This window comes from Viridibacillus sp. KH_047, assembly GCF_057838945.1.
Genome location: NZ_CM174479.1, coordinates 1,142,387 through 1,168,197 on the forward strand (window position 1 = coordinate 1,142,387; position 25,811 = coordinate 1,168,197).

General features: G+C 36.9%; 26 protein-coding genes and 1 other annotated feature. Of the genes, 23 read left to right on the plus strand and 3 right to left on the minus strand.

The window, feature by feature from the left end; all coding sequences use genetic code 11:
- The first annotated feature begins 30 nt into the window (after positions 1-30).
- From AC3IS5_RS05710 to AC3IS5_RS05730, 5 genes are all read left to right on the plus strand, one after another.
- Positions 31-1,017: an N-acetylglucosamine kinase gene (locus tag AC3IS5_RS05710; protein ID WP_489426938.1), complete on the plus strand. Its 987-nt coding sequence runs from the start codon at positions 31-33 to the stop codon at positions 1,015-1,017.
- Positions 1,018-1,249: 232 nt separating this feature from the next.
- Positions 1,250-2,011, plus strand: coding sequence for a tRNA threonylcarbamoyladenosine dehydratase (locus tag AC3IS5_RS05715; RefSeq protein ID WP_038187302.1), 762 nt, complete (start codon positions 1,250-1,252; stop codon positions 2,009-2,011).
- 319 nt (positions 2,012-2,330) lie between these two features.
- Entirely contained in the window at positions 2,331-2,651 is a 321-nt protein-coding gene (locus tag AC3IS5_RS05720) for a PadR family transcriptional regulator (RefSeq protein ID WP_489426939.1), read from the plus strand.
- A 185-nt stretch (positions 2,652-2,836) separates the two neighbouring features.
- A complete protein-coding gene (locus AC3IS5_RS05725; RefSeq protein WP_489426940.1) occupies positions 2,837-3,736 on the plus strand; it encodes an ABC transporter ATP-binding protein in 900 nt (299 codons plus the stop codon).
- Positions 3,729-4,967: an ABC transporter permease gene (locus AC3IS5_RS05730; protein WP_489426941.1), complete on the plus strand. Its 1,239-nt coding sequence runs from the start codon at positions 3,729-3,731 to the stop codon at positions 4,965-4,967. Before AC3IS5_RS05725 ends, AC3IS5_RS05730 begins: the two co-directional genes overlap by 8 nt.
- An 87-nt stretch (positions 4,968-5,054) precedes the next feature.
- On the opposite strand, the gene AC3IS5_RS05735 is transcribed toward AC3IS5_RS05730, so the two are convergent.
- Positions 5,055-5,666: a kinase gene (locus AC3IS5_RS05735; protein WP_489427822.1), complete on the minus strand. Its 612-nt coding sequence runs from the start codon at positions 5,664-5,666 to the stop codon at positions 5,055-5,057.
- Between the two features lie 212 nt (positions 5,667-5,878).
- A complete protein-coding gene (locus AC3IS5_RS05740; protein ID WP_489426942.1) occupies positions 5,879-7,159 on the minus strand; it encodes a replication-associated recombination protein A in 1,281 nt (426 codons plus the stop codon).
- A gap of 136 nt (positions 7,160-7,295) precedes the next feature.
- On the opposite strand from AC3IS5_RS05740, the gene cymR reads away from it, so the two are divergent.
- From cymR to mtnN, 18 genes are all read left to right on the plus strand, one after another.
- On the plus strand, positions 7,296-7,715 hold the full coding sequence (gene cymR / locus AC3IS5_RS05745) for a cysteine metabolism transcriptional regulator CymR (protein ID WP_489426943.1): 420 nt from the start codon (positions 7,296-7,298) through the stop codon (positions 7,713-7,715).
- A gap of 193 nt (positions 7,716-7,908) precedes the next feature.
- Positions 7,909-9,051, plus strand: coding sequence for a cysteine desulfurase family protein (locus AC3IS5_RS05750; RefSeq protein WP_489426944.1), 1,143 nt, complete (start codon positions 7,909-7,911; stop codon positions 9,049-9,051).
- 19 nt (positions 9,052-9,070) lie between these two features.
- Entirely contained in the window at positions 9,071-10,192 is a 1,122-nt protein-coding gene (mnmA, locus tag AC3IS5_RS05755) for a tRNA 2-thiouridine(34) synthase MnmA (RefSeq protein ID WP_489426945.1), read from the plus strand.
- A gap of 14 nt (positions 10,193-10,206) precedes the next feature.
- Entirely contained in the window at positions 10,207-10,866 is a 660-nt protein-coding gene (locus AC3IS5_RS05760; protein ID WP_038187277.1) for a tetratricopeptide repeat protein, read from the plus strand.
- Positions 10,867-10,882: 16 nt separating this feature from the next.
- On the plus strand, positions 10,883-13,354 hold the full coding sequence (gene recD2, locus AC3IS5_RS05765) for an SF1B family DNA helicase RecD2 (protein ID WP_489426946.1): 2,472 nt from the start codon (positions 10,883-10,885) through the stop codon (positions 13,352-13,354).
- Between the two features lie 91 nt (positions 13,355-13,445).
- Positions 13,446-13,660 (plus strand) — a binding site (T-box leader).
- A 44-nt stretch (positions 13,661-13,704) separates the two neighbouring features.
- The gene (alaS, locus tag AC3IS5_RS05770; protein WP_489426947.1) at positions 13,705-16,332 is read left to right on the plus strand and encodes an alanine--tRNA ligase; all 2,628 of its coding nucleotides are present in this window, start codon (positions 13,705-13,707) and stop codon (positions 16,330-16,332) included.
- Positions 16,333-16,411: 79 nt separating this feature from the next.
- Positions 16,412-16,678, plus strand: coding sequence for an IreB family regulatory phosphoprotein (locus tag AC3IS5_RS05775; protein WP_038187270.1), 267 nt, complete (start codon positions 16,412-16,414; stop codon positions 16,676-16,678).
- A 2-nt stretch (positions 16,679-16,680) separates the two neighbouring features.
- Positions 16,681-17,100 carry a Holliday junction resolvase RuvX gene (gene ruvX / locus AC3IS5_RS05780; protein WP_390392995.1) on the plus strand — a complete coding sequence of 140 codons (420 nt, stop codon included), beginning with the start codon at positions 16,681-16,683 and terminating at the stop codon, positions 17,098-17,100.
- Positions 17,101-17,112: 12 nt separating this feature from the next.
- Entirely contained in the window at positions 17,113-17,409 is a 297-nt protein-coding gene (locus AC3IS5_RS05785) for a DUF1292 domain-containing protein (RefSeq protein WP_390392994.1), read from the plus strand.
- Between the two features lie 28 nt (positions 17,410-17,437).
- Positions 17,438-17,731, plus strand: coding sequence for a DUF1292 domain-containing protein (locus AC3IS5_RS05790; RefSeq protein ID WP_489426948.1), 294 nt, complete (start codon positions 17,438-17,440; stop codon positions 17,729-17,731).
- A gap of 88 nt (positions 17,732-17,819) precedes the next feature.
- Positions 17,820-18,938: an endolytic transglycosylase MltG gene (gene mltG, locus AC3IS5_RS05795; protein WP_489426949.1), complete on the plus strand. Its 1,119-nt coding sequence runs from the start codon at positions 17,820-17,822 to the stop codon at positions 18,936-18,938.
- Between the two features lie 89 nt (positions 18,939-19,027).
- Positions 19,028-19,660 carry an O-methyltransferase gene (locus tag AC3IS5_RS05800; RefSeq protein WP_038187244.1) on the plus strand — a complete coding sequence of 211 codons (633 nt, stop codon included), beginning with the start codon at positions 19,028-19,030 and terminating at the stop codon, positions 19,658-19,660.
- 6 nt (positions 19,661-19,666) lie between these two features.
- On the plus strand, positions 19,667-20,596 hold the full coding sequence (locus tag AC3IS5_RS05805) for a peptidase U32 family protein (RefSeq protein ID WP_489426950.1): 930 nt from the start codon (positions 19,667-19,669) through the stop codon (positions 20,594-20,596).
- Between the two features lie 17 nt (positions 20,597-20,613).
- Positions 20,614-21,888, plus strand: a complete 1,275-nt coding sequence (locus tag AC3IS5_RS05810) for a peptidase U32 family protein (RefSeq protein ID WP_489426951.1) — start codon at positions 20,614-20,616, stop codon at positions 21,886-21,888.
- A complete protein-coding gene (gene udk / locus AC3IS5_RS05815; protein WP_489426952.1) occupies positions 21,888-22,526 on the plus strand; it encodes a uridine kinase in 639 nt (212 codons plus the stop codon). The genes AC3IS5_RS05810 and udk overlap by 1 nt, the downstream gene beginning before the upstream one ends.
- A 110-nt stretch (positions 22,527-22,636) precedes the next feature.
- Positions 22,637-23,113, plus strand: coding sequence for a transcription elongation factor GreA (greA, locus tag AC3IS5_RS05820; RefSeq protein WP_427734475.1), 477 nt, complete (start codon positions 22,637-22,639; stop codon positions 23,111-23,113).
- 108 nt (positions 23,114-23,221) lie between these two features.
- On the plus strand, positions 23,222-23,989 hold the full coding sequence (locus tag AC3IS5_RS05825) for a YrrS family protein (protein ID WP_489426953.1): 768 nt from the start codon (positions 23,222-23,224) through the stop codon (positions 23,987-23,989).
- Between the two features lie 113 nt (positions 23,990-24,102).
- Positions 24,103-24,795 (plus strand): 5'-methylthioadenosine/S-adenosylhomocysteine nucleosidase, encoded by a 693-nt coding sequence (gene mtnN, locus AC3IS5_RS05830; protein WP_489426954.1) that lies wholly within the window; start codon positions 24,103-24,105, stop codon positions 24,793-24,795.
- 239 nt (positions 24,796-25,034) lie between these two features.
- Here mtnN and sigK read toward each other — a convergent pair whose 3' ends face one another.
- Positions 25,035-25,739 (minus strand): RNA polymerase sporulation sigma factor SigK, encoded by a 705-nt coding sequence (gene sigK / locus AC3IS5_RS05835; RefSeq protein WP_489426955.1) that lies wholly within the window; start codon positions 25,737-25,739, stop codon positions 25,035-25,037.
- Between the last annotated feature and the right edge of the window lie 72 nt (positions 25,740-25,811).

Below are 25,811 nucleotides of genomic sequence, written 5' to 3' on the forward strand. Positions count from 1 at the left end.
TTGATGAAGTAAGTGGCTAGGGGGATGAAGATGTTTGTATTAGCGATTGATGGCGGCGGCACCAAAACATGTGCTGTTATTAGTGACGAAGGCGGACATATCCATGCAATGGTGACGGTCGGTAAGAGTAATCCAACGACAATGAGTCAAAAAGAATTTGAACAGGTAATCGATCAAGTATTAATACTATTAAAATCACAGAACCCAACAGCCTTTGCGCAAATTGCAAGCTGTTTTGCAGGTATGGCTGGGGTGAAAGAAAAACAATATGATTCAATTCTAATGGATGTTTTACATAGTCACTTACCAAAAGAGGCGACGATCGAGATAGCAAATGATGCGACTAATGCGTTGTATGCTGGTACTTTAGGTTCTGAAGGAATTGTACAAATAGCAGGAACCGGAGCTATTACATTAGGAATAGATGAACAGCGCCACATTGTACGTACATCCGGTTGGGGATATTTGTTTGATGATGAAGGAAGTGGCTATGATTTGGGGGTACAAGCTTTAAAAGCTGTATTTAAAGCTTATGATGGCAGAGGATATCAAACTAATCTAACAGCGAGGTTGTGTCAGCACTTTCAAGTAGATGAGGTTCCTCAAATAATTGATCAACTCTACGGAGAAGGGCATCCAAGAGCCATTATTTCTCCACTTAGTATGTATGTGAGTGAAGAAGCTCTAAAAGGAGATATAGTAGCTCGCATCATTATCCAAAAGGCATGTGAAAAATACTTCCAATCCATTAAAGCATGTTTAGATCAAATGATTTGGTCTAAAGATAAAATTCCTGTTGTGTTGGCAGGTGGTGTGTTCTCAAATGTAGAAATTTTCATTCCGATTCTCCAAAAATTGGCGCAAAAAGAAGTTGTAGAAATTCAGTTTTATCCTGCTCTTATGCCACCAATTGGAGGAGCAGTTGTAGGTGGACTAAAAAAATGTGGACAATACATAGATCCGCGTTTTGTCGAGAAATTTAATAATCAAATGTTGAAATCTGGTAGTGAAGTTTAAGTAATATTTATCCCGTAAATTGGCTAATACTCTCTAGCATCGAATTTACGGGATTTGTTTGTTATTAGCTTATTTGTTTTAGAATTTATCCAAATTCAAAGTTACTATAAAAATTCCTTACGCCAATCCTTGCAATCATCTAGCTTTTTGTATATATTTTTCACGATACCTATTTTCTTACTAATAGGATAGGATTACTTACAAAATTTAAATTAAACGGAGTGAAAGGTATATGTTACATCAATTTTCACGTAATGAATTAGCCATTGGAACAGATGGAATAGATAAACTAAAAAATACAACAGTAGCAATTCTAGGCATTGGTGGTGTTGGATCGTTTGCTGCTGAAGCTTGTGCAAGAAGTGGTGTTGGTCGCATCATCTTAGTAGATAAAGACGATGTAGATATTACGAACATTAACCGCCAACTAGTTGCTTATATGTCAACAATCGGCCGCTCAAAATCAGCTGTTATGAAGGAGCGAATTGCTGATATTAACCCTGATTGTGAAGTTATAGATTTGCATATGTTCTACACAGAAGAAACGTATGAAAAGTTCTTCAGTTATGAACCAGATTATGTGATAGATGCGTCAGATACAGTTATATATAAAATTCATATTATGAAAGAATGCTTAAAACGTGGCGTAAAAATAATTGCAAGTATGGGTGCAGCAAATAAAATGGATCCAACACGTTTTCAAATTGCTGATATTTCAAAAACACATACCGATCCATTAGCGAAGGTAATTCGTGTGAAATTGCGTAAAGAAGGTATTAAAAAAGGAATACCTGTAATCTTTTCTGATGAGAGCCCGATTGTCGTTCGACCAGATGTTGTACAAACAGTCGGTAAACCAGAAGCAGAAATTCGCAAAGCGCAATTGCCACCATCATCAAATGCATTCGTACCATCTTCAGTTGGATTAATCGCGGCTAGCTGGGTAGTACGAGATATTTTGAGTGATATTGAGATTAAAACGGTGAGAGATTAATTTAGATCGTTAAATGAAATGATAGCAAATAGCAAATAGTAACTATTAACTAATTGCCTGAGATGTCATGAAAATGATTAAGTTACCTATTGTTTAAAGCTTAATAGATGTTTTGACCTGAAATTTATAAACCTTATGTGAATATAAAGAATGTAAAATGCAAAAGCATATGAGCTTTTGCATTTTTTTTATTAAAAGGAATTAAAATTAATAAATGGATAAAAATGTTTAAAATTCAATTGAAAAGTATATCGTCTGTTGATATAATTTATATTTCGGCTAGCGATATAATTGCTGTTGAGGTAAAGAGGTGTTTTATATGCAACGACATGGGCCTTTAACAGAGGGTATGTATTATATTTTGCTTGCACTATATGAACCAAGGCATGGCTATGGGATTATGCAATTGGTAGAATCATTGAGCAGGGGGCGTGTATCTCTTGGACCGGGTACTTTATATGGAGCGCTTAAGTCCTTGGTTGAGAGAGGTTGGATTGAGACTGTTGAGACTGAAGAGTTAACCAGAAAGAAACAATATATGATAACTGCACAAGGAAAAGGCGAAGTGGAAGCCGAAATAGTCAGGATGAAAGAATTAATAATGAATGGAGAATTGATGATTAAAGGAGGGATTGAATAGGTAAAAGACGCATATAATTGTTTTTGGGACTTTGAAAAGGAAAAGCAGTGGATAAATGAACAATCCAAAAAAGGTCTACAACTATCAGATACTGTTTTATATTTGAATATGAAGCAAAACTAGATTGTTAGAAGATGTATTTTTTAAAAACACAATATAAATGCATTTAGAAAAGGAGACTTTCGATGGCATTAGTAATTCAAGAAGTTACAAAGAGATATCAGAATTTTGTGGCGGTGGATAATCTTTCTTTTACAATTGAAAAAGGAGAGATTTTCGGTCTGATTGGTCAAAACGGTGCAGGGAAAACGACGACTTTCCGTATGATTTTAGATTTGCAAGAAACAACAGCTGGAACGATTTCATGGAATGGGGAGTCAATACACGCGATAGACCGTGATTTACTCGGTTATTTACCAGAGGAGCGCGGTATTTTCCCAACTATGACAGTGGAGGATCAGTTATTTTTCTTTGGCGAACTAAGAGGACGTAAGAAAAAAGAGCTAAAAGAAGATGTGAACTATTGGATTGAACGTTTTGAGTTAGAAGAAAAGCGTAAGGCAAAAGCAGAAACTCTTTCTAAAGGGAATCAACAGAAAGTTCAGCTTATCGCAAGTTTCATACATAAGCCTGAGTTTTTAATTCTAGACGAACCGTTTAGTGGATTAGACCCTGTGAACAAGGATTTATTAAAAGAGGCTATATTATTTTTAAAGGAAAACGGTACAACGATTCTATTTTCAAGTCATCAGATGGAAAACGTGGAAGAGTTGTGTGATCATTTGTGCTTGTTAAAACGAGGAGTATCATTGTTTTCTGGTAGTTTGTTAGATTTGAAGAAACAATATGGTAAAACAAAGTTAACAGTGAGAACAGATATGACTGTAGAGGAACTTACGGCTTTACCAGGAGTAAAAGATGTAGCTATTGGCAAAGAACAATACACGCTTACATTAGAGGATGAATCATATGCAAAAGGAATCTTCGATATCGTATCAAAAGGTGGTTACATCGAAAAATTCAGTCTAGATTATTTATCACTAGATGAAATTTTCAAAGATAAGGTAGGTGGCGGCAATGTCTAAGTTTTGGATATTAGTAAAGCAACTTTATAAGCAAAAGATTAAAGCAAAGTCATTTATTTTCTCTATTCTATTATATCTTGTCGTCATTAGTTGTGTAATGTTCTGGTCAGATATTAAAGAGGCCCTGTTTTCTGAAGAGCCATTAAAAGTTGCAGTTTTAAATGATACGGATGCAGATTTCAAAGCGCTTTTTACTTCCAGTGCAGATGTTGAATTTTCTTTCCCAAAAGAGAATGAAAACAAAGTTGAGAAAAAGGTGAAAGACGGAGATTTAGATGCGGCGATTTTCATTCAAGATAAGGCTGGATCATTAGTAGCTGAAATCGCAACATTTAATCCGCTTAAGTTTAATGATCAGCAAAGTTTATCTTCTAGTATTCAATATGCAGGGAAGCTTTATGAAGTGCAACAGCTCAATTTAACTGCAGAACAAGCGGATAAAATTTTACAATCTGAAACGACGATTACAACGAAAAACTTGAATGAAGAAGCTGCCGGTGGTAAAAGCGAAGCTGAGAAGTCGGCGGGTATAGGTGCATCAATGATAGTTGGTTTCATCATTTATGGGTTTGTTATGTCGTTTTTATCGATGATTACCACAGATGTAGCATCTGAGAAAGGCTCACGTGTGCTAGAAGTACTTCTTGCGAGTATTAAACCGGTGACACATTTCTTGGCAAAATTAACTGGTACATTTTTACTTGCAATAACTCAAATTGTAGTTTTACTTGTAGTACAGTCACTTCTATTTATGTTGGTAGACGGAGGAGAGAAGTGGGATACAGTAATCAAAGTAATTAATGGTTTGTCTGCAGGGTATGTAGTATATGTGATTGCATTTTTAATCTTAACTATTTTGCTATTCCTTATTATGGGTGCATTGCTTGGGTCTCTCGTTTCTAAAGTAGAAGAATCGAGTCAAGCGATGATGCCTGCTATGATGGTTGGGGTTGCTGGATTTTATGTTTTACTTTCAGGAATGTATAGTCCGGATACATTACTAGTAAAAGTGTGTTCTTATATTCCGTTTACTTCAGGAATGGTAATGCCACTACGTATTGGTGCAACCGATATTGCAGCTTCAGAGCCAATGATTTCACTCGGTATACTTATTGTGACTGTAGTACTGTTATTCATGCTAAGTCTATCATTCTACAAACGAAGTGTATTAACTTATAGTACGGGTGGTATTATCCAAAAAATTAAAACAGTATTAAAAGTTACGACATAATAAGTTTAGATATTGTACATGGACAAAAATAATCTATAGGAGTTGCCCCCTTATACTTTAATTACTAAAGTAAGGGGGGTCCTTTGTTTAAATAACTATATTTGCATTATTAAATGGATTTTCTGTATTCAGGTAATGTTTTTCTCCTAACCAGTATCTCCTTTTATATTTTAAAAGTATTGCTTGTTTATCCCCGATATAAGAATCCCGATTTAAAACTCTTTCATACCTTAATTCGCGAGGACAATCTAAAAATATAGTATAGTCATAAAACTCTCGCCATTCTTTTCTTTGAAGAAATATACCTTCAATAAGAATGATACTATCAACTGTAAAGGTAATTTGTTTAACTGAGATGGTATCGGTAGATTTATCATAGAATGGTAAAGCGATATTCTTTTTATTGTTCCTTAATCCTTCGAATAGACTAGTAGTTAACGTCTTAATATCCCATTGTAAGTAGTAATATTCATACCATTCCTCATGTCCGGTTTCGTACCTTTTATGTTTTTCCTCAATATGATCATCAATATGTATAGTGACTACTGAGCTGTTATTGTTATTCAATTCCTGTTCAAGTTTTTTAACTAATGTGGTTTTACCTGCTCCACTTAATCCGTCAATTGCGACTATTAAAGGACGTTTTTTATATTTGCGTGTAGAAAATTGAAGTAATATTTTTTCTGCTAATTCTTTAATGACCTTCTATTCCATCCGCCTTTGTCTGAGTGTTTATTAAACAGAAGTGTTCTCTAGTAGTATAAGAAAGCTAATTCAATATCATTTTAATTAATTCTATTAATAAAACGATTACCCTGCTTAGAAAAAAACTAATCATTAATTTAGAAAAACGGGCTGTAAAAACAAAAGGGTTACCTTACAAGTACTAGACATGTAGGTAACCCTTTTCGCTATTTTTTAAATGATTTCAACTTATCATAAATCCCTGCCATGCGTTTTTCTTCGCCAGCAATAATGGGTTTATAATATTCGGTGCCGACAAGTTCTTCAGGTAAATATTCTTGGTCGACCCAGCCACCAAAAGTGCCGATAGGTGTGTTATGTGGATATTGATAACCTTCTACGCCTAATGTTTTTGCACCTGCATAATGAGCATCTCGTAAATGCATAGGAATGTCTCCTGTTTTCCCGGCTCGAATATCAGCGATGGCAGCGTCAATGGCCGATATTGCAGAATTTGATTTGGATGCTAAACACATCTCGATCACGGCTTGAGCTAACGGGATACGTGCTTCAGGTAGTCCTAGACGCTCTGCTGCTTGTACAGCTGCTAGAACATGTCCACCTACTTCAGGGTTTGCAAGACCAATATCTTCATAGCTCATAACGAGCAATCTACGAGAAACGGCCACTAAGTCTCCATTTTCTAAACAATGCGCTAAATAGTAGAGTGCAGCGTTTGTATCACTACCTCTTACTGACTTTTGTAAAGCGGATAATAGATTATAAAAATGTGAACCTTTTTTATCTCCAAAAACGCCGATACGTTCTGCTAGATTTTTGACCGTATCATCCTGTACAATCGTTTCATTATTCACTTCATCAGAAGCGTAATAAATGGACTCTAACAATGTTAATGCTTTTCGTGCATCTCCGTGTGCTGCAACTACTATTTTGTCACGTTGTGAATCGCTTAATCTTATTGTATAACGACCAAGTCCACGTTCTTTATCTTCTAGAGCGCGTAACACAAGTGCGTCAATATCTTCATATGTTAATCTTTTAAGCTGCTTAATCTCACCGCAGCGTGAGCGAATGGCAGGGTTCACATCATGAAATGGATTTTCAGTTGTTGCACCTATTAATACAATAGAACCATTTTCTACATGGGGTAATAATGTGTCTTGTTGTAGTTTATTGAAACGATGGATTTCATCCAAAAACAGCAACACTTTCCCTGTTAACTGTGCTTCTGCTACTACGTCTTCAACATCTTTCTTTCCTGCGCGTGTTGCATTAAGTGCAAAGAATGGCAGATGAGAAGTACCTGCAATAGCATAGGCAATCGATGTTTTCCCGATTCCTGGTTCACCGTATAGTAATATGGAAGGGACATGCCCATTTGTAATCATTTTATATAGTGTAGTATTTTTTCCTATAATGGTTTGTTGACCGACGACTTCATCTAAGTTACGTGGTCGCATGCGGAATGCGAGTGGTTCATTTGGCAAAGCAATTGCCTCCTCTCGTACATTTGTTCTATTTTTGAGCTTGTAACATTTATGATAAAGCATTCCCGAGTAGAATGGAAGGAAATATGCTATACTTTAACGTATAAATGTAAGCTACTATATAGAGGTGTATACTTTGAAAATCTCAACTAAAGGCCGTTATGGTCTAACAATTATGATTGAATTAGCCAAACAATACGGGCAAGGTCCAATTCCTTTGCGACAAATTGCAGCAGATAATGATTTGTCAGAAGCTTATTTGGAACAGCTTGTTTCCCCCCTTAGAAACTCAGGTTTAGTGAAGAGTGTTCGTGGGGCTTATGGTGGCTATATGTTATCAAAACCACCGCATTTAATTTCAGCAGCTGATGTTATTCGTGTGCTTGAAGGTCCGATTCAACCAGTTGAAGGAATAGAAAACGAAGCTCCACCTCAGCGACAGCTATGGATGAGCATTCGTGATGCAGTGAAGAATGTATTAGATACAACTTCATTAGAGGATTTAGCTGCTTATAAAGAACAAGATTCTGATGACGGCTATATGTTTTATATTTAAATGAATTAATCTCATTGCTTCTTATTGAGGGACGAATCAGTAGGTATAAATAATTCAGTGGGTATAAACCCTAGTTGAATAAAGTTAAAGCCTTGGGCAAACATCCTCGTTTTATATTGGGGTATATTTTTTAGACGAAAGCAAATCGTCGGAAATAAATCTCCCAAGGCGAATTTGATAGGAGTTTTTTACGATGAAAGAAATTTATCTAGACCATGCAGCCACTTCTCCTATGCATCCAGAAGTCATTGCGAAAATGACCGAGCTTATGGGTTCTGTTTACGGCAATGCATCTAGTATTCATAGTATTGGACGTCATGCTAGAAAATATTTGGACGATGCCAAAATGGTACTTGCACAATCAATCGGTGCTAAAGACCAAGAAATAATTATGACAAGTGGTGGTTCTGAAGCGGATAATTTAGCTATTTTCGGTACGGCATATGCGCGCCGTAATGAAGGTCGTCATATTATTACGTCTCAAATCGAACACCATGCAGTATTGCATACTTGTGAGCGTCTTGAAAAACAAGGTTTTAAAGTAACGTATTTACCTGTCAATGCACAGGGTGTCGTTTCTGTCCAAGATGTCCAACAGGCATTAACAGATGATACGATCTTAGTAACAATTATGTATGGTAATAATGAGGTAGGATCAATTCAGCCGATTAAAGAAATCGGATCGCTATTAAAAAACCACAAAGCAACATTCCATACGGATGCAGTTCAAGCTTATGGTATAGAGAAATTTGACGTGGAAGATTTACAAGTCGATTTACTTTCGGTTTCTGCTCATAAATTGAACGGACCAAAAGGAATAGGTTTCCTATATCAACGTGAAAATACACCATTACAATCCACCTTGCTTGGTGGAGAACAAGAACGTAAACGTCGAGCAGGAACTGAGAATATTCCTGCGATTTGTGCGTTTGCAGAAGCAGTACGAATTGCACAAGCAAATTTTGAAGTGAAACAGCAGGAATTTGTTCGCTTTCAAGAATTATTCTTAAATACATTAGATCAAGCTAAAATTTCTTATCATGTAAATGGTGATAGAACTAACTCTTTACCACATGTATTGAATATTAGTTTTACAGGAATGGATGTAGAATCCTTCCTAGTAAATTTAGATATGGCAGGTATCGCAGCTTCAAGTGGTTCTGCATGTACGGCTGGATTAATAGATCCATCACATGTGTTGGTTGCAATGTACGGAAAAGGTGCACCAGAACTGCGCAATTCAATTCGTTTTAGCTTCGGACTTGGGCTCACTTTAGAGGATGTTCAATTAGCTGCTGATAAAACAGTTGAAATTGTAGAGCGCTTAGCGAAATAAAAGAAAAAAGGTGAATGTTATGAACGCAACAAAAGACCCCTCAAAAACACGCGTTGTTGTCGGCATGTCTGGAGGAGTCGATTCTTCAGTTGCTGCGTATTTATTGAAAAAACAAGGCTATGATGTAATTGGCATCTTCATGAAAAACTGGGACGATACAGACGAATTTGGTGTTTGTACGGCAACGGAAGATTATGATGATGTTATTAAAGTATGTAACCAAATTGGAATCCCATATTATGCTGTAAACTTTGAAAAGCAATATTGGGATAAAGTTTTCACTTACTTCTTAGAAGAATACAAAGCAGGACGCACACCAAACCCTGATGTAATGTGTAACAAAGAAATCAAATTCAAAGCATTCCTTGAACATGCATTAAAACTGGGCGCTGACTATTTAGCTACAGGTCACTATGCACAAGTAGCGGAGCGTGATGGTGAGACAGTCATGTTACGCGGGAAAGATAATAATAAAGATCAAACGTATTTCTTGAACCAACTTTCACAGGAACAACTTTCAAAAGTAATGTTCCCAATTGGTCATTTAGAGAAACCAAAAGTACGTGAAATTGCTCTTGAAGCTGGATTAGCAACTGCTACAAAAAAAGATTCAACAGGTATTTGCTTCATCGGGGAACGTAATTTCAAACAATTCTTAAGCCAATACTTACCTGCTCAACCAGGCAATATGGAAACAATGGATGGCAAGGTTATGGGGAAACACGACGGTTTAATGTACTATACAATTGGACAACGTCACGGCTTAGGTATTGGTGGCGACGGTGAACCTTGGTTTGTACTTGGAAAAGATTTAGAAAAAAATGTTTTATTAGTCGGACAAAACTTCCATAATGATAAACTGTATTCTCATAGCTTAACAGCAGTGAAATTAGGTTTTACTTCAAATAAACCAAAACAAGAGAAATTTAGTTGTACAGCTAAATTCCGTTATCGCCAAGAAGATACACCGGTAGAGGTTGAAATGTTGGGTGATGATAAAGTACGTGTTACTTTTGAAGAACCAATACGTGCTATCACACCGGGACAATCTGTTGTATTTTATGATGGTGACGAATGTCTAGGTGGCGCAACAATTGATGAAGTCTTTAAAGACGGTAAAAAATTAACGTATGTAGGTTAATAGGAGTGGAAATAGTGGATTTTAACGAACAAGGTATAAAGGCTATTCAAGAGAAGCGTTACGAAGACGCTGTCAAGGCTTTTACACAAGCAATAGAGGAAGAACCAAATAACACAGTAGGTTACATTAACTTTGGTAACCTACTAGCTTCTATGGATGAAACTGAAAGAGCAGAGCGTTTCTTTCAAAAAGCAATTACTTTAGATGAAAAAGCAGCGACAGCTTATTACGGGTTAGCTAATTTATATTACAATAGCGAGCGTTTTATGGAAGCGGCAAAATTATATGAAATTGCTATTCGCCTAGGTATTGAAGGTGAAGATGCATTCTATATGCTTGGAAAGAGCTTCGAACGTGCTGGTGAAACAAAATTAGCGTTACCTTATTTACAAAGAGCAGCAGAGTTAGCTCCTGAAGACGTACAAGTTCGTCTAGCATACGGAATTTTACTTTGCTCATTAGAGATGTTTGATGTAGCACAAAAAGAATTACAATATGTTATCGATCAAGACTGGAATAATGCAGATGCCCACTATAACTTAGGTGTACTTTTTGCAGTATCAACTGAGCGTACAGAAGATGCTTTGTATCATTTGAAACAAGCATTTACATTACAACCTGAGTTTGAACAAGCGCGTTATATCCACGATATGATTGCTATGAAGCACCAATAAAAAGGAGGGGACAGCGTTGACTGAAAATGTATCATTGTTTCAAGAAGAACAGCTATTTATCGTCGGTCGGCCTGTCGTCTCTATCTTCCATAATCCTCAGAATTTATTTTCCATCATTAAGTTGAAAATCCAAGAAACGAATACGACATATCAAGAAAAAGAAATTATCGTGACAGGCTTTTTTCCATCTGTCGTTCAAGAAACGTTGTATCGTTTTACTGGACAATTGAAACAGCATCCTAAATACGGCATACAATTTCAAGCTAATACTTTTGTTAAAGAGATTCCTGGTACTGAACAAGGTGTAGTGCATTACTTGTCGAGTGATTTATTCCCAGGGATAGGTCATAAAACGGCTGAGACAATCGTTAAAAAGCTAGGGAAAGACGCCATTAAAATTATTATAAATAACCCGGATGCTCTTGATGAAATTCCAAGACTTACAGAAGATAAAAAAGAGACATTACGCTCCGTACTAGAGCAAAATCTAGGATTGGATCGTATTATGATCCAATTAAATGACTGGGGCTTTGGTCCACAACTAGCAGTGCGTATTTACCAAATGTATGAAAATGAAACAATTCAACTTTTAACAGAGAATCCTTACAGACTTATTGAAGAAGTTGAAGGTGTAGGTTTTCAACGTGCAGATGAATTAGGAGCTAAACTACATATTACAGGGGACCATCCAGATCGTATTAAAGCTGCAGTGTTACACCTTTTAAATGCGGGTGCTTTGTCGGAGGGGCATGTATATATGGAAGCGAAGGATATTCTGCCACAAGCGAAAAGCCTACTTGAAATGAGTCAGGCATATGAAATTCCTTTTGAGGCGATTTCAAAAGCCTGTATCGAGCTTCGTGAGGACAGTAAAATTTGTGGTGAAGAAACACGCCTCTATATGCCGTCTTTGTATTTTTCAGAGATTGGTATTGCTTCTAAAATTACAGAGTTAGTTCAAAAAAATGCTGAACAATCCGCGTTCCCTACATCTGAAATCCGAAAATTTATCGGTGATGCTGAGGAACGTTTTGGTGTTTCATATGCAGAAACGCAAGTGGACGCCATTGAGAAGGCTATTAACTCAGCAGTTATGATTTTAACAGGTGGGCCTGGTACAGGGAAAACGACTGTAGTTAGAGGGATTGTAGACGTTTATGCAGAGCTTCACGGCTTAACTTTAAATCCAAAAGACTATATTGAAAAAGACGAGCCCTTTCCGATTGTATTAGTGGCGCCAACAGGAAGAGCAGCTAAGCGTCTTAGTGAATCAACTGAATTACCAGCGATGACTATTCACCGTTTGCTGGGCTTCACGGGACAAGAAAAGGAAGAGGAAACGGAGAAGGAAGTTGGAGGGCGGCTCATCATCGTCGACGAAATGTCGATGGTTGATACATGGCTCGCTCATCAGTTGTTGAAATCGTTAAATGACGATTGCCAAGTTATTTTTGTTGGTGACCAAGATCAATTGCCGCCTGTAGGTCCTGGACAAGTGCTAAAAGATTTACTTGCTTCTAAAGCAATTCCTACTGTTGAGTTAACTGATGTATATAGACAAGCAGATGGCTCATCAATTATTGAACTTGCCCATCAAATGAAAAAAGGCGAGATGCCGCAAAACATGCTTGCAAAAACATCCGATCGTTCTTTTATCCAAGCTAGCTCCGACCAAGTAGCTAATGTCATCAAACAAGTCGTATCAAGTGCTGTTAAGAAAGGATTCTCTATTCATGATGTGCAAATTTTAGCTCCTATGTATAGAGGCCCTGCAGGCATTGATGCAATTAATAAAATGATTCAGGAACTTGTTAATCCGAAGAAAACTGAAAAGAGTAAGGAAATAACTTTTGGTGATGTGACGTATCGTATTGGTGATAAAATTTTACAACTTGTCAATCAACCGAATAGCAATGTCTTTAACGGTGATATGGGGGAAGTAATTAGTATTATCAAAGCGAATGAGACAATTGAGAAACAAGACTTACTTGTAGCTTCATATGATGGCATTGAAGTAACATATCAACGCGGTGATTTGAATCAAATCACTCTTGCTTACTGTTGTTCAATTCATAAATCACAAGGTAGTGAATTCCAAACAGTTATTATGCCAGTAGTACGTGGTTATTCTAAAATGTTGCGTAAAAACTTGTTATATACAGGAATTACGAGGGCAAAAAACTTCCTCATTCTTTGTGGTGAAATTGATGTGTTTAAATATGGTATGCTAAGAACAGATGATCTTCAAAGAAACACTACTTTAGCACAGCGTCTTCAAATAGAAGAAGTGCTAGAGGCGGTTAAAGATTCTGTTGAGCCAGTAATGGCACAACTGTCAGAAACGACTGATACAACATCTGAGATACCACAAGAAGAGCAACTTTCGTTGGAATCACAATCTTTGAATACTGAAAATTATTTAGATATCCACCCTTTAATCGGCATGAAAGGTATAAGTCCTTATGATTTTCTTGAAGAAGAGATTTGACAGATACAAAGACCTTTTTTAAAATAAGATTGAGTCGATATTTGAAAACAATCGTATTTTCGAATATTTGTAACTAACAATATATATATCGCTTAAAACTACGAAGGATATAAGTACATTATGCAATGTGCACAGAAAGAGGTTCCCAGGCTGCAAGAACCTTCACAAATCATTTTGGAAAGCTCATCCCGAGTACAGCTAATCCCTGTCGTTTGCCGCGTTAAGGCTTAATGAAGAGACAATAGACGCAAGACCGGTCTGTTGTAACTAGGGTGGTACCGCGAATTTTCAACCTTCGTCCCTTTTATAGTGGATGAAGGTTTTTTATTGTCTAAAGGAGGAATAAGCAAATGAAAACAGCAGCAGAAATTCGTCGTAAATATATTGAGTTCTTTGAAGAGAAGGGACATAAACAAGAGCCAAGTGCACCACTTGTGCCTATTAATGACCCATCATTATTATGGATCAACTCAGGAGTAGCAACTTTAAAAAAATACTTTGATGGTCGTGTTATTCCTGACAATCCTCGTATCGTTAATGCACAAAAGTCTATCCGTACAAACGATATCGAAAACGTAGGTAAAACAGCTCGTCACCATACATTCTTCGAAATGTTAGGGAATTTCTCAATCGGTGACTACTTCAAAAAAGAAGCTATTCACTACGCTTGGGAGTTCTTAACAGATGCAAAATGGATGGGCTTTGAACCTGAAAAGCTTTCAATTACTATTCATCCTGAAGATACTGAAGCGTATACAATCTGGAAAGATGAAATCGGAATTCCTGAAGAGCGCTTAATTCGTCTTGAAGGAAACTTCTGGGATATCGGTGAAGGTCCAAGTGGTCCAAATTCAGAAATCTTCTATGACCGCGGAGAATCATACGGTGCAGACGAATCAGATCCTGAACTATATCCAGGTGGAGAAAATGAACGTTACCTAGAAATCTGGAATCTTGTATTCTCAGAGTTCAACCATAATCCTGATGGCACATACACACCGCTGCCAAAACAAAATATTGATACTGGCATGGGGCTAGAACGTATGGCTTCTGTTGTACAAAATGTACCAACAAACTTTGATACGGATTTATTTATGCCAATTATCGAGCATACAGAACGTATTTCTGGTGTAAAATATCACGTTGATGTAAACAAAGATGAAGCGTTCAAAGTAATCGCTGACCATATTCGTACAGTAGCATTTGCTATAGGTGATGGAGCACTTCCATCAAACGAAGGACGTGGTTATGTACTACGCCGTTTACTACGCCGTGCCGTACGTTACGCAAAACAATTAGGTATTGAAAAACCATTTATGTATGATTTAGTACCAACTGTTGGCGAAATTATGGTGGACTTCTATCCAGAAGTAAAAGAAAAACAAGATTTTATCCAACGTGTTATCAAAAATGAAGAAGTTCGTTTCCACGAAACATTAGACGGCGGTTTAGCTATTTTTAATGAAGTAGTTGAAACGCAAAAAGCAGCAAACTCAACTATCGTGCCAGGTAAGGACGCTTTCCGTCTATATGACACTTATGGTTTCCCTGTTGAATTAACAGAAGAATATGCTGAAGAAGTGAATATGACTGTAGACCACGAAGGTTTTGAAAAAGAGATGGAAGCACAACGTAACCGTGCTCGTGCAGCTCGTCAAGACGTCGATTCAATGCATGTTCAATCTGAAGTATTGGCTAATCTAAACCAAGAAAGTACATTTGTTGGTTATGAAACATTAACAACACATGCAAAAGTAGTTGCAATCGTAGCAAATGGACAAGAAGTAAAAGAAGCTTCTGAAGGTGAAGAAGTATTAGTTATTCTTTCTGAAACACCATTTTATGCAGAGTCAGGTGGTCAAATTGCTGACCATGGTACAATCTCAAATGACTCATTCACTGCGTCAATTAAAGATGTACAAAAATCACCGAACGGTCAAAACTTGCATACAGTTATTGTGGAAACTGGAGAAATGCATATTGAAGATGAAGTTCATGCAATTGTAGATCGCGATGCTCGCAATCAAACGATTAAAAACCATACAGCGACTCACTTATTACAACGTGCATTAAAAGACACATTAGGTGATCATGTAAACCAAGCAGGTTCTTATGTAGGACCAGATCGTTTACGTTTTGACTTCTCTCATTTCGGTCAAGTAACAAGAAAAGAGTTAGAAACAATTGAGCGAATTGTGAACGAAAAAATTTGGGATGATATCGCTGTTATTATTGAAAACAAAGCAATCGATGAAGCAAAAGCAATGGGTGCAATGGCTTTATTTGGTGAGAAATATGGTGATGTAGTTCGTGTTGTACAAGTGGGCGACTATTCATTAGAACTTTGCGGTGGTATTCACGTAGACCGTACTTCACAAATTGGTTTCTTTAAAATTGTTTCTGAGAGCGGTATTGGAGCAGGTACTCGTCGTCTTGAAGCTGTTACAGGTAAAGCAGCTTTCGTTGCAGCAAAAGAAGAGCAACATATTCTAGAGCAAGCAGCAGCACTATTAAAAGCTAATCCAAAAGATTTAGTTGCTCGTGTTGAAGGTTTACAACATGATTACAAAGAACAACAACGCGAAAATGCTGCACTATCTTCTAAAATTGCGAACGCTCAAGCGTCTAATATTTTATCTGCTGCAAAAGAAATTGGTGAAGTCACAGTTCTTGCTACTAAAGTAGAAGCAAAAGACAACAATCAATTACGACAATTAATGGATGATCTAAAAGAGAAAATGACTAACAGCGTTATTGTTTTAGGTGCAACTGAAGGCGATAAAGTAATGCTTATTGCAGGTGTTACAAAAGACATAGCTGGTGGGAACTATCACGCTGGAAATATCGTTAAACAAGTAGCAGAACAATGCGGTGGTAAAGGTGGCGGTCGCCCAGATATGGCGATGGCTGGGGCAAAAGATGGCTCTAAACTTGCAGAAGCGCTTGAATCTGTTTATGATTATGTAAAATCTATTTAAAAGGTAGCTCTAATACGTTATACTTACTATGAATAGAAGATTTTTTATACTTTCAAATACTTAAAGTGAGGTGCTGAGCATGAGTTCGTTCGATCAAACGATGAAATTTAATTTTCCCGAAGAATCTATGGAACAAGAAGTAAAGCAAACTATGCTTCATGTTCATGCGGCACTAGAAGAAAAAGGGTATAATCCGATTAATCAGATTGTTGGTTACCTGCTGTCAGGTGATCCGGCATATATTCCTCGTCATCAAGAGGCTCGTAACAAAATTCGCAAGCTTGAGCGTGACGAAATACTAGAGGAACTTGTGAAGTTCTACATTAAAAAGAATAACGAGGCATAATGATGAGAATAATGGGTTTAGATGTTGGTTCTAAAACAGTTGGAGTAGCAATTAGTGATGCACTAGGTTGGACTGCTCAAGGAATTGAAACTGTAAAAATCGACGAAGAAAACGATGAATTTGGTATTGACCGAATTCGTGAACTTGTCCAATCATATGGAGTAACGGAATTCGTTGTTGGATTCCCCAAAAATATGAACAATACTGTCGGCCCAAGAGGAGAAGCTTCTCAACGCTATAAAGAGCTATTAGAGGAGACCTTCTCATTAAAGGTAACATTATGGGATGAGCGTCTAACAACGATGGCTGCGGAGCGCTTGCTAATTGAAGCAGATGTCCGTCGCAAAGATCGAAAAAAAGTTATTGATAAGATGGCTGCGGCTATGATCCTTCAAGGATTTTTAGACCGAAAACAATTATGAGGTGAATATATTATGACAAACGAACAAGAACAAGAACAACGCAATATCACAGTGGTAGATGAAGAGGGCAACGAACAACTATGTGAAGTACTTCATACATTTGACTCAGAAGAATTCGGTAAATCTTACGTACTTTACTACGTAATCGGTACTGAAGATGAAGAAGGCGAAGTAGAAATCTTTGCATCAGCATTCACTCCTTCTGAAGATGGTCAAGACGGTGAATTAGCACCAATCGAAACAGAAGCTGAATGGGATTTAATCGAGCAAGTTGTAAATGAGCTTGATGAAGATATCGACGCTGAATAATTTTTAATTTAAACAAGAGGTGAAAAGCATGTCAAATGAACAAGAACACGATCATAAACATATCCATCTAATCGATGAAGAAGGCAACGAACACACATATGCCGTGCTTTATGAATTTTCAGTAGATGCTACTGAACAATCATACGTTCTTTATTATGAAGAGGGCATTGCAGAGGGTGAACAAGTAGAAGTTTTCGCTGCTAAAACTATATTATCAGAAGACGGTGAACTTGAATCGATTGAAGAAATCGAAACAGATGAAGAGTGGGATATGGTTGAAGAAGTATTGAACACGCTTGACGCTGAATTCGGTGAAGAGTAATCTGTAAGCCTTTATGAAAGCGGAATGGTTTTTTCATTCCGCTTTTTCTTTATGATAATAGTTTAAATAAGTAATAGGAGGACAGCTAGTGGACCAGGAATCTCAAAAAAAAGCAATGTTAGAGAAAATGAAAGAACACAAAAAGGAAGTAAAAACCGTTCGAAAAATTGTTTTCATTATTGCTTTAATCGTTATTGTTGTTACAGCTTTAATTGGTACGAGCGTGTATTTTTATGTATCTAGTGCATTAAAACCTGTTGATCCTGATTCTAATAAGTCAGTGAAGGTTGAAGTGCCAATTGGCTCTACGCTCGATTCTATAGCTACCACTCTTGAGAAAAAGAACATCATTAAAAATGCTAAGGTTTTTAAATACTACACAAAATTTAAAAATGAATCAGAGTTCCAAGCTGGCTCATATAAATTAACAAAATCAATGACTATAGATGAAATTATTCAAAGTTTGAAAACAGGTAAGGTCTATCGTCAACCAGCTTTCTCTCTTATCATTCCAGAAGGTATGACTCTAGATCAAATTGGCAATCGCGTTGCTAAGAGTACGCAGTATTCTTCAGATGAATTTATGAAGCTTGTAACAAGCAAATCTTTCGTTAAGAAGATGAAAGCGAAATACCCAGAACTGATTACGAAAAAAGTAAGTAATAAAAATATTCGTTATGCACTAGAAGGTTATTTATATCCAGCAACCTATGCATTTTTTGAAGACGAACCTTCTTTAGAAGAAATTGTAGATCAAATGATTGCTCAAACAAATACAGTTGTAACGCAATATAGTGAGCAGTTAAAAGAAAAAGGTATGTCAGTTCATGAATTTTTAACATTTGCATCATTACTTGAACGTGAAGCTACTGCTAAAACCGACCGAGAAACAATCGCAAGTGTTTTCTATAACCGACTTGAAGCGGGTATGCCGTTACAAACAGACCCGACAGTTTTATATGCATTAGGTGAGCATAAGGAACGCGTCTTATATAAAGACTTAGAGGTAGAAAATCCTTATAACACATATAAAGTGAAAGGTTTACCACCTGGACCGATAGCCAATGCAGGTAAAGAATCATTAGATGCGGCAATTAGCCCAGCTGAAACGCCATACTTGTATTTCTTAGCGGATAAAAATGGTATCAATCATTTCGCTGAAAAGTACGAGGAACATCTAAAGAATGTTAACAAATATATTAAGTAACAAACTGTAGAAGAAAAGCACCACTCGCTTTTCTTCTATTTTCATGATAATATAAAGTGTATTTTTGATACTTAAGGAGCTATGAAAGTATGAACATTTCGGATTCATATATTCAAACCTTCATCCAACCAAGATCAGAATTGCTAATGGAAATGGAACGCTTCGCTGAAGAGAACCACGTACCAATTATGCAATTACCTGCAATCGAGATATTGCTTCAAATGCTGCGTATACAACAGCCATCATCTATATTAGAAATAGGGTCAGCCATTGGCTATTCCGCTATTCGTATGGCAGAGACATTACCACAATGCCAGGTTGTGACGATTGAACGTGATGCCCTACGTATTCAACATGCAAAACAATTTATCGCACAATCGGTTGCTAAAGAGAATATTGAGTTACTTGAAGGGGATGCGTTAGAAGTGGATGTGGAAAGTAATCATCCAACTTTTGATGCTGTTTTTATTGATGCGGCAAAAGGTCAGTACCAACGCTTTTTCGACAAATATAGTCCCCTAGTTCGTTCTGGCGGTATACTATATATCGATAATATGTACATGCATGGCCTATCAGATTTAGATATGAAGGAAGTACCAAGAAGAAAAAGAACGATGATCCGTAACCTACATCATTTTGCAGATTGGATTATTAATCATCCTGATTACAAATCCACATTCTTCCCAGTAGGAGACGGTTTATTGATATGTATAAAGAGGTGACCATTCATGAAGAAACCTGAATTACTCGTTACACCACAATCTGTTGAGCATGTTGAAGCACTCATCCAAGCTGGAGCGGATGCTTTTTTAATAGGTGAACAACAATTCGGTCTACGTTTAGCAGGTGAATTTTCAATAGAACAAGTAGCTGCAGCAACTGAGAAAATTCATGCAGCAGGAAAAAAAGTATATGTAGCGATGAATGCTATTTTCCATAATGACCGAGTAGACGCACTTGCACCATATATGCGAAAATTAGCGGAAATTGGCGTAGATGCAATCGTTTTCGGCGATCCTGCTATGATTATTGCTCGACGTGAAGCAGAAGTGACGATTCCACTACATTGGAATCCGGAAACTATTGCAACAAACTGGTTCCAAGCGGACTATTGGGGTAAACGCGGAGCAACGCGTACAGTTTTAGCTCGTGAGTTAAGCATGGATGAAGTAATTGAAATTAAAGAAAACACAAAATTTGAAATCGAAGTACAAGTTCATGGTATGACTTGTATGTTCCAATCAAAACGTTCATTACTGGGTAACTATTTCTTATATCAAGATAAAGCAATGGAAGTAGAAAACCGTAAAGAAAATCGTAATATGTTCTTACATGATGACGAACGTAATAACAAATATCCAATTTATGAAGATTTAAATGGTACACACATTTTCAGTCCGAATGATTTGTGTATTATTGATGAATTAGATGAGTTATTTGAAGCGGGAACTGATTCATTTAAAATTGAAGGTGTACTGCAATCACCTGAATATGTTGTTACTGTGACAGAATGTTACCGTAAGGCAATCGATGCTTATGCGGAATCAGCTGACAGCTATTTCGATATTAAAAATGACTTATTAGCAAAAATTGAAGAAATTCAACCAGCAATTCGTCCATTAGATACTGGATTCTACTTTAAGGAAACAGTCTATTAAGAAAGGAGAGGTACACTTTGACAATCATACAAAATGATCGCATCAGCGAAATCATTGATGGCAAAAGAGTCATCGTGCGAAAACCTGAATTATTGGCACCAGCAGGTAGCTTAGAAAAATTAAAAATAGCTGTACACTACGGTGCAGATGCTGTTTTCATCGGCGGACGCGAATTTGGTTTACGTTCAAATGCAGGCAACTTCTCCATTGACGAAATGCGTGAAGGTGTTGAATTTGCAAAAAAATATGGCGCTAAAATTTATGTCACAACAAATATCTTTGCGCATAATGAAAACATGGACGGTCTTGAAGATTACTTACGTGACCTAGAATCAGCAGGTATTACAGGTATAATCGTGGCAGATCCACTTATTATTGAAACATGTCGTGAAGTAGCACCAAAGATTGAAATTCATTTAAGTACACAGCAATCTCTATCCAACTGGAAGGCAGTACAGTATTGGAAAGAGGAAGGTTTGCACCGAGTTGTATTGGCTCGTGAAACAAGTGCTGAGGAAATCAAGCTAATGAAAGAAAAAGTGGATATCGAAATCGAGTCTTTCGTTCATGGTGCGATGTGTATCGCCTATAGTGGACGTTGTGTGTTATCTAACCATATGACAGCACGTGATTCTAACCGCGGTGGTTGTTGCCAATCATGCCGTTGGGATTATGATTTATATGAAGTAGAAGATGGTGTTGAAAAACCATTGTTTACTGAAAATGATGAAGCATTTGCTATGAGTCCGAAAGACTTAAAACTAATTGAATCTATTCCGAAAATTATTGAGCTTGGAATCGATTCATTAAAAGTAGAAGGTCGTATGAAATCCATTCATTACGTAGCAACAGTTGTGAGTGTATATCGTAAAGTAATGGATGCATACTGTGCAGACCCAGATAACTTCAAAATCGATAAAGCTTGGTTAGAGGAACTAGATAAATGTGCTAATCGTGAAACGGCATCATCTTTCTTTGAAGGAGAGCCAAGTTACGAGCAACAAATGTTTGGAGAGCATGGTAAACAAACGAAATATGATTTCGTCGGCATGGTGCTTGATTATGATAAAGAAACAAAAATGGTTACATTGCAACAACGAAACTTCTTCAAACCAGGTGAAGAAGTGGAATTTTTCGGTCCTGAAATTGAAAATTTCCGAGTAACACTAGATGAAGTTTGGGATGAGGACGGCAATGCACTAGACGCAGCACGTCATCCGTTACAAATTGTTCGCTTTAAATGCGAACAAGAATTATTCCCACATAATATGATGCGTAAGGAGACCCGATAATGAGTAAAAAACGCCCTGTTGTAATTGGAATTGCCGGTGGTTCGGGTTCAGGTAAAACGAGTGTTACACATGCTATCCATGATGTATTTAAAGAACACTCAGTTGTTGTTATTGAACAAGACTATTATTATAAAGACCAAAGTCATTTAGAGTTTGAACAACGTTTATCTACAAACTATGATCATCCAAATGCCTTTGATACAGATTTATTAATTGAAGATGTCAAATGTCTGTTAAATAGACAAGCCATAGAAAAACCAGTGTATGACTATGCTCTACATACACGTGCAAAAGAAACAATTCACATCGAACCACAGGATGTAATTATTCTAGAAGGAATTTTAGTTTTAGAAGATGAACGTCTACGCGATTTAATGGATATTAAATTATTTGTGGATACTGATTCCGACTTACGTATTATCCGTCGTATTGTTCGTGATATTAATGAGCGTGGCCGCTCAATCGATTCTGTAGTTGACCAATACTTATCTGTTGTCCGTCCAATGCACAATCAATTCATCGAACCAACAAAACGATATGCGGATATTATCATCCCTGAGGGTGGTCAAAATGAAGTGGCAATCGATTTAATGGTTACAAAAATTAAAACAATTCTTGAATCTGAAACTATTGTGTAATATGATATTTATGGATTGGCAATATTTTCATAAAAACTATGTCGCATTCTTTTCATAGAAGCGGCATAGTATTTTTATTAAGTAGTGAATTATCTAAGGAGTGAAATACTTTGTCAAATGAAAAACAATACCCAATGACAGCGGCGGGTAAACAGAAATTACAAGATGAATTAGAGTACTTAATCTCAACGAAACGTAAAGAAGTAGTAGAGCGTATTAAAATAGCTCGTAGTTTCGGTGACCTTTCTGAAAACTCTGAGTATGATGCAGCTAAAGATGAACAAGGATTTGTTGAAGGTCGTATCACGATTCTTGAAGCGATGATTCGTAACGCTGTTATCATCACAGAAGACCAATTGAGTAATGATTTTGTAGCAATTGGTAAAACGGTTACATTTTTAGAGCTTCCAGATGGTGATGAAGAAACTTACACAATCGTAGGTTCTGCAGAAGCAGACCCAATCGAAGGTCTTATCTCAAATGACTCACCAATCGCTAAAGGTCTTCTAGGCCGTAAAGTCGGAGAAGAGTTAAAAGTTACTACTCCTGGTGGAGACATGGATGTACGTATCATCACAATCAAATAAAATGATTATGCAAAAAGGCTTATTCTAAATGGATAAGCTTTTTTTGTTTGGGACAATGAAACAATTCGTGTTACGATATAGGAGAGATTTTACATAGGGGGAATCTAAATGACTGAGACGAAACGTCGATACAACCCACAACCTAATCGACCACAAGATAAAAAGAAAAAAATGGATAAAGTATTAAATGGACTAATAGGTGTCGTTGTACTACTTATTCTTGTAGTAGCGACTATGATTATAGTAGGTGACAAATCGGATGACAAAGACACTGCAAAAGAAATAGATAAAGTACAGACTGAAAAACCTGTTATTAAACAACCTGCAGAAGAAGAGGAAGATGAGTCAGACGAGCAAGTAGAACCAAATGTAACGGAAGACAATGATGAAGAGAATGATAATGTAGAAGATACTACTAATACTGAAGAAGATACAGAGAGTGATAACTCGGTAGATCAAACACAAACTGATAATAATACTTCTACAGATAGCAACTCAAATTCATCAGAAGATAAAACAAATAGCTCAACAGCGAAAAAAGAAGATTCAGATGATCCGATTGTCAAAGAAGTCATCAAAGACGATAACTGGAAACCAACTGCTACGGCTCAAAAGGAATCAGATGCACCGCATAATTCTAGTTACGATTCTAATTCAACAGACTGGAAAGAGAAGGTCGCTACACTTGCTTCAACAACTGGTTTAAATGAAGATGAAATGATTGTTTGGTATCTTAAAAACGGTGGAAGTCCTGATACAGCAATAGGGACTGTTTCATCAAAAGATAAAAAAGATAAGTACCGTGTTTATATGAAATGGGTAAAAAATAAAGGCTGGAAACCAACGAAAATGGAAGTTTTAAATACTTTACCATAAACAAATTAATAATCTCTTTTAAGAAATTGAAAAGGCGTCATCCTCACTCTTGACGGATGGACGCCTTTTGTTTTATGTTAAGTGAAGTGTCGAAAAAAGAAAGGCGGAGAAATATGAAAATCGCAGTTATTGGTGCAATGGAAGAAGAAGTAGAACTTCTACGTGCAACACTTGAAAATACAACTTCAACAACAATCGCAAATAGTGAATATACAACAGGTACATATAAAGGGCATGAGGTTATTTTACTTAAAAGTGGAATTGGTAAAGTCAATGCAGGGATGTCTACGACAATTTTGTTACACCAATTTAAACCCGATGTTGTGATTAATACAGGTTCAGCAGGTGGCTTTGATGAAAACTTAGAAGTTGGAGCTGTTGTTATTTCTGATGAAGTACGACATCATGACGTTGATGCTACTATCTTTGGTTATGAAATGGGTCAAGTACCACAAATGCCTGCTGCTTTTAAAGCAGATGAGAAGCTTCGTAAAGTTGCTGAGGAAGCCGTAGCAGAGCTTGGAGAGCATCAATTTGCAACAGGGCTTATTTCAACTGGAGATTCATTTATGAACGATCCTGAACGTGTAGCGCTTGTTAGAAGTCACTTCCCACAAATGAAGGCTGCTGAAATGGAAGCGGCAGCAGTAGCGCAAGTATGTCATCAATTCGGTACACCATTCGTCGTTATTCGAGCGTTATCTGATATTGCAGGTAAAGAATCGAATATTAGTTTTGAGGAATTTTTACCAGTGGCTGCAAAACATTCAACTGAAATCGTGTTACGCGTTATTGAAAAACTTTAATGTTCACAATTACGCCTACTATTTGACAGAAGTTGTTCATATATCATCAGATCTAAAGAACATCCTAATGGTAAAATAGTTGTAGGGATGCTACACATTAATCTAGGGATGTTAGGAGGATTTGGCATGGTATTTTTAATGGCAGGAGCAATGGCGATTACAGCGATTGCTAGTTTAATTATTACAGCTGAAACGACTGACTAACTTAAATAACTAGTAAGCTCTCTCTGAGATGCCTCTCAGAGGGAGTTTTTTTCATGTTTAAAATATTGATAGAGTTTGATCAATGCACGTTTTTCAATGCGAGAAACGTAACTTCTAGAGATACTTAGTTTTTTTGCTATTTCTTTTTGAGTCAAAGGTTCAAAGGTACCTAATCCATAGCGATTTTGAATAATTTCAAGTTCCCGTTCATCCAATTTATCGAGATGTCTATATAAATGCTGTTCCTCCTCTTGTTGCTCAATCTGTACATCAGTTGGTCGTTCATCACTTTGTAGTAAGTCTGTAATTTCTAATGCGTTACCGTCTTTATCTGTACCTATTGGTTCATATAAAGAAACATCCTTCTGTACTTTTTTCTGAGCTCTTAAGAACATCAGTATTTCATTTTCAATACAGCGTGCGGCATAGGTAGCTAAGCGTGTTTTCTTATCCGGTGTAAAGCTACTAACAGCTTTCATTAAACCAATAGTACCGATGGAAATGTAATCATCAAGTTGCTCGTGTTTCGGATGAAATTTTTTCACGACATGGGCGACAAGACGCATGTTTCTTTCGACAAGTTCAAGTTTCGCTTGTTCATCGCCTGCTAAATAGCGCTCCAAACAAATGGCCTCTTCTTCCTTTGAAAATGGTTGAGGGAACGCCTGACCTTTCAAATAGCCGACAAGTGAAGGTATTTCCATCCAAAATTGGATGATGGCAGTTAATAAAGTACTCATTTCAGACATCCTTTCTGTCATCGTTCATCAATATATGACATCAAGTGGTTGTCTAAGTACGTAAAAAAGCGC

Bases quoted from the DNA above. Each gene is read 5' to 3' on its own strand.
- ruvX (WP_390392995.1), top strand. From the start codon at position 16,681: ATGAGAATAATGGGTTTAGATGTTGGTTCTAAAACAGTTGGAGTAGCA.
- AC3IS5_RS05710 (WP_489426938.1), top strand. From the start codon at position 31: ATGTTTGTATTAGCGATTGATGGCGGCGGCACCAAAACATGTGCTGTT.
- AC3IS5_RS05790 (WP_489426948.1), top strand. From the start codon at position 17,438: ATGTCAAATGAACAAGAACACGATCATAAACATATCCATCTAATCGAT.
- AC3IS5_RS05725 (WP_489426940.1), top strand. From the start codon at position 2,837: ATGGCATTAGTAATTCAAGAAGTTACAAAGAGATATCAGAATTTTGTG.
- AC3IS5_RS05750 (WP_489426944.1), top strand. From the start codon at position 7,909: ATGAAAGAAATTTATCTAGACCATGCAGCCACTTCTCCTATGCATCCA.
- AC3IS5_RS05775 (WP_038187270.1), top strand. From the start codon at position 16,412: ATGAGTTCGTTCGATCAAACGATGAAATTTAATTTTCCCGAAGAATCT.
- AC3IS5_RS05800 (WP_038187244.1), top strand. From the start codon at position 19,028: ATGAACATTTCGGATTCATATATTCAAACCTTCATCCAACCAAGATCA.
- AC3IS5_RS05825 (WP_489426953.1), top strand. From the start codon at position 23,222: ATGACTGAGACGAAACGTCGATACAACCCACAACCTAATCGACCACAA.
- AC3IS5_RS05785 (WP_390392994.1), top strand. From the start codon at position 17,113: ATGACAAACGAACAAGAACAAGAACAACGCAATATCACAGTGGTAGAT.
- AC3IS5_RS05805 (WP_489426950.1), top strand. From the start codon at position 19,667: ATGAAGAAACCTGAATTACTCGTTACACCACAATCTGTTGAGCATGTT.
- mnmA (WP_489426945.1), top strand. From the start codon at position 9,071: ATGAACGCAACAAAAGACCCCTCAAAAACACGCGTTGTTGTCGGCATG.
- AC3IS5_RS05720 (WP_489426939.1), top strand. From the start codon at position 2,331: ATGCAACGACATGGGCCTTTAACAGAGGGTATGTATTATATTTTGCTT.
- udk (WP_489426952.1), top strand. From the start codon at position 21,888: ATGAGTAAAAAACGCCCTGTTGTAATTGGAATTGCCGGTGGTTCGGGT.
- alaS (WP_489426947.1), top strand. From the start codon at position 13,705: ATGAAAACAGCAGCAGAAATTCGTCGTAAATATATTGAGTTCTTTGAA.
- AC3IS5_RS05715 (WP_038187302.1), top strand. From the start codon at position 1,250: ATGTTACATCAATTTTCACGTAATGAATTAGCCATTGGAACAGATGGA.
- sigK (WP_489426955.1), bottom strand. From the start codon at position 25,739: ATGAGTACTTTATTAACTGCCATCATCCAATTTTGGATGGAAATACCT.
- AC3IS5_RS05730 (WP_489426941.1), top strand. From the start codon at position 3,729: ATGTCTAAGTTTTGGATATTAGTAAAGCAACTTTATAAGCAAAAGATT.
- mtnN (WP_489426954.1), top strand. From the start codon at position 24,103: ATGAAAATCGCAGTTATTGGTGCAATGGAAGAAGAAGTAGAACTTCTA.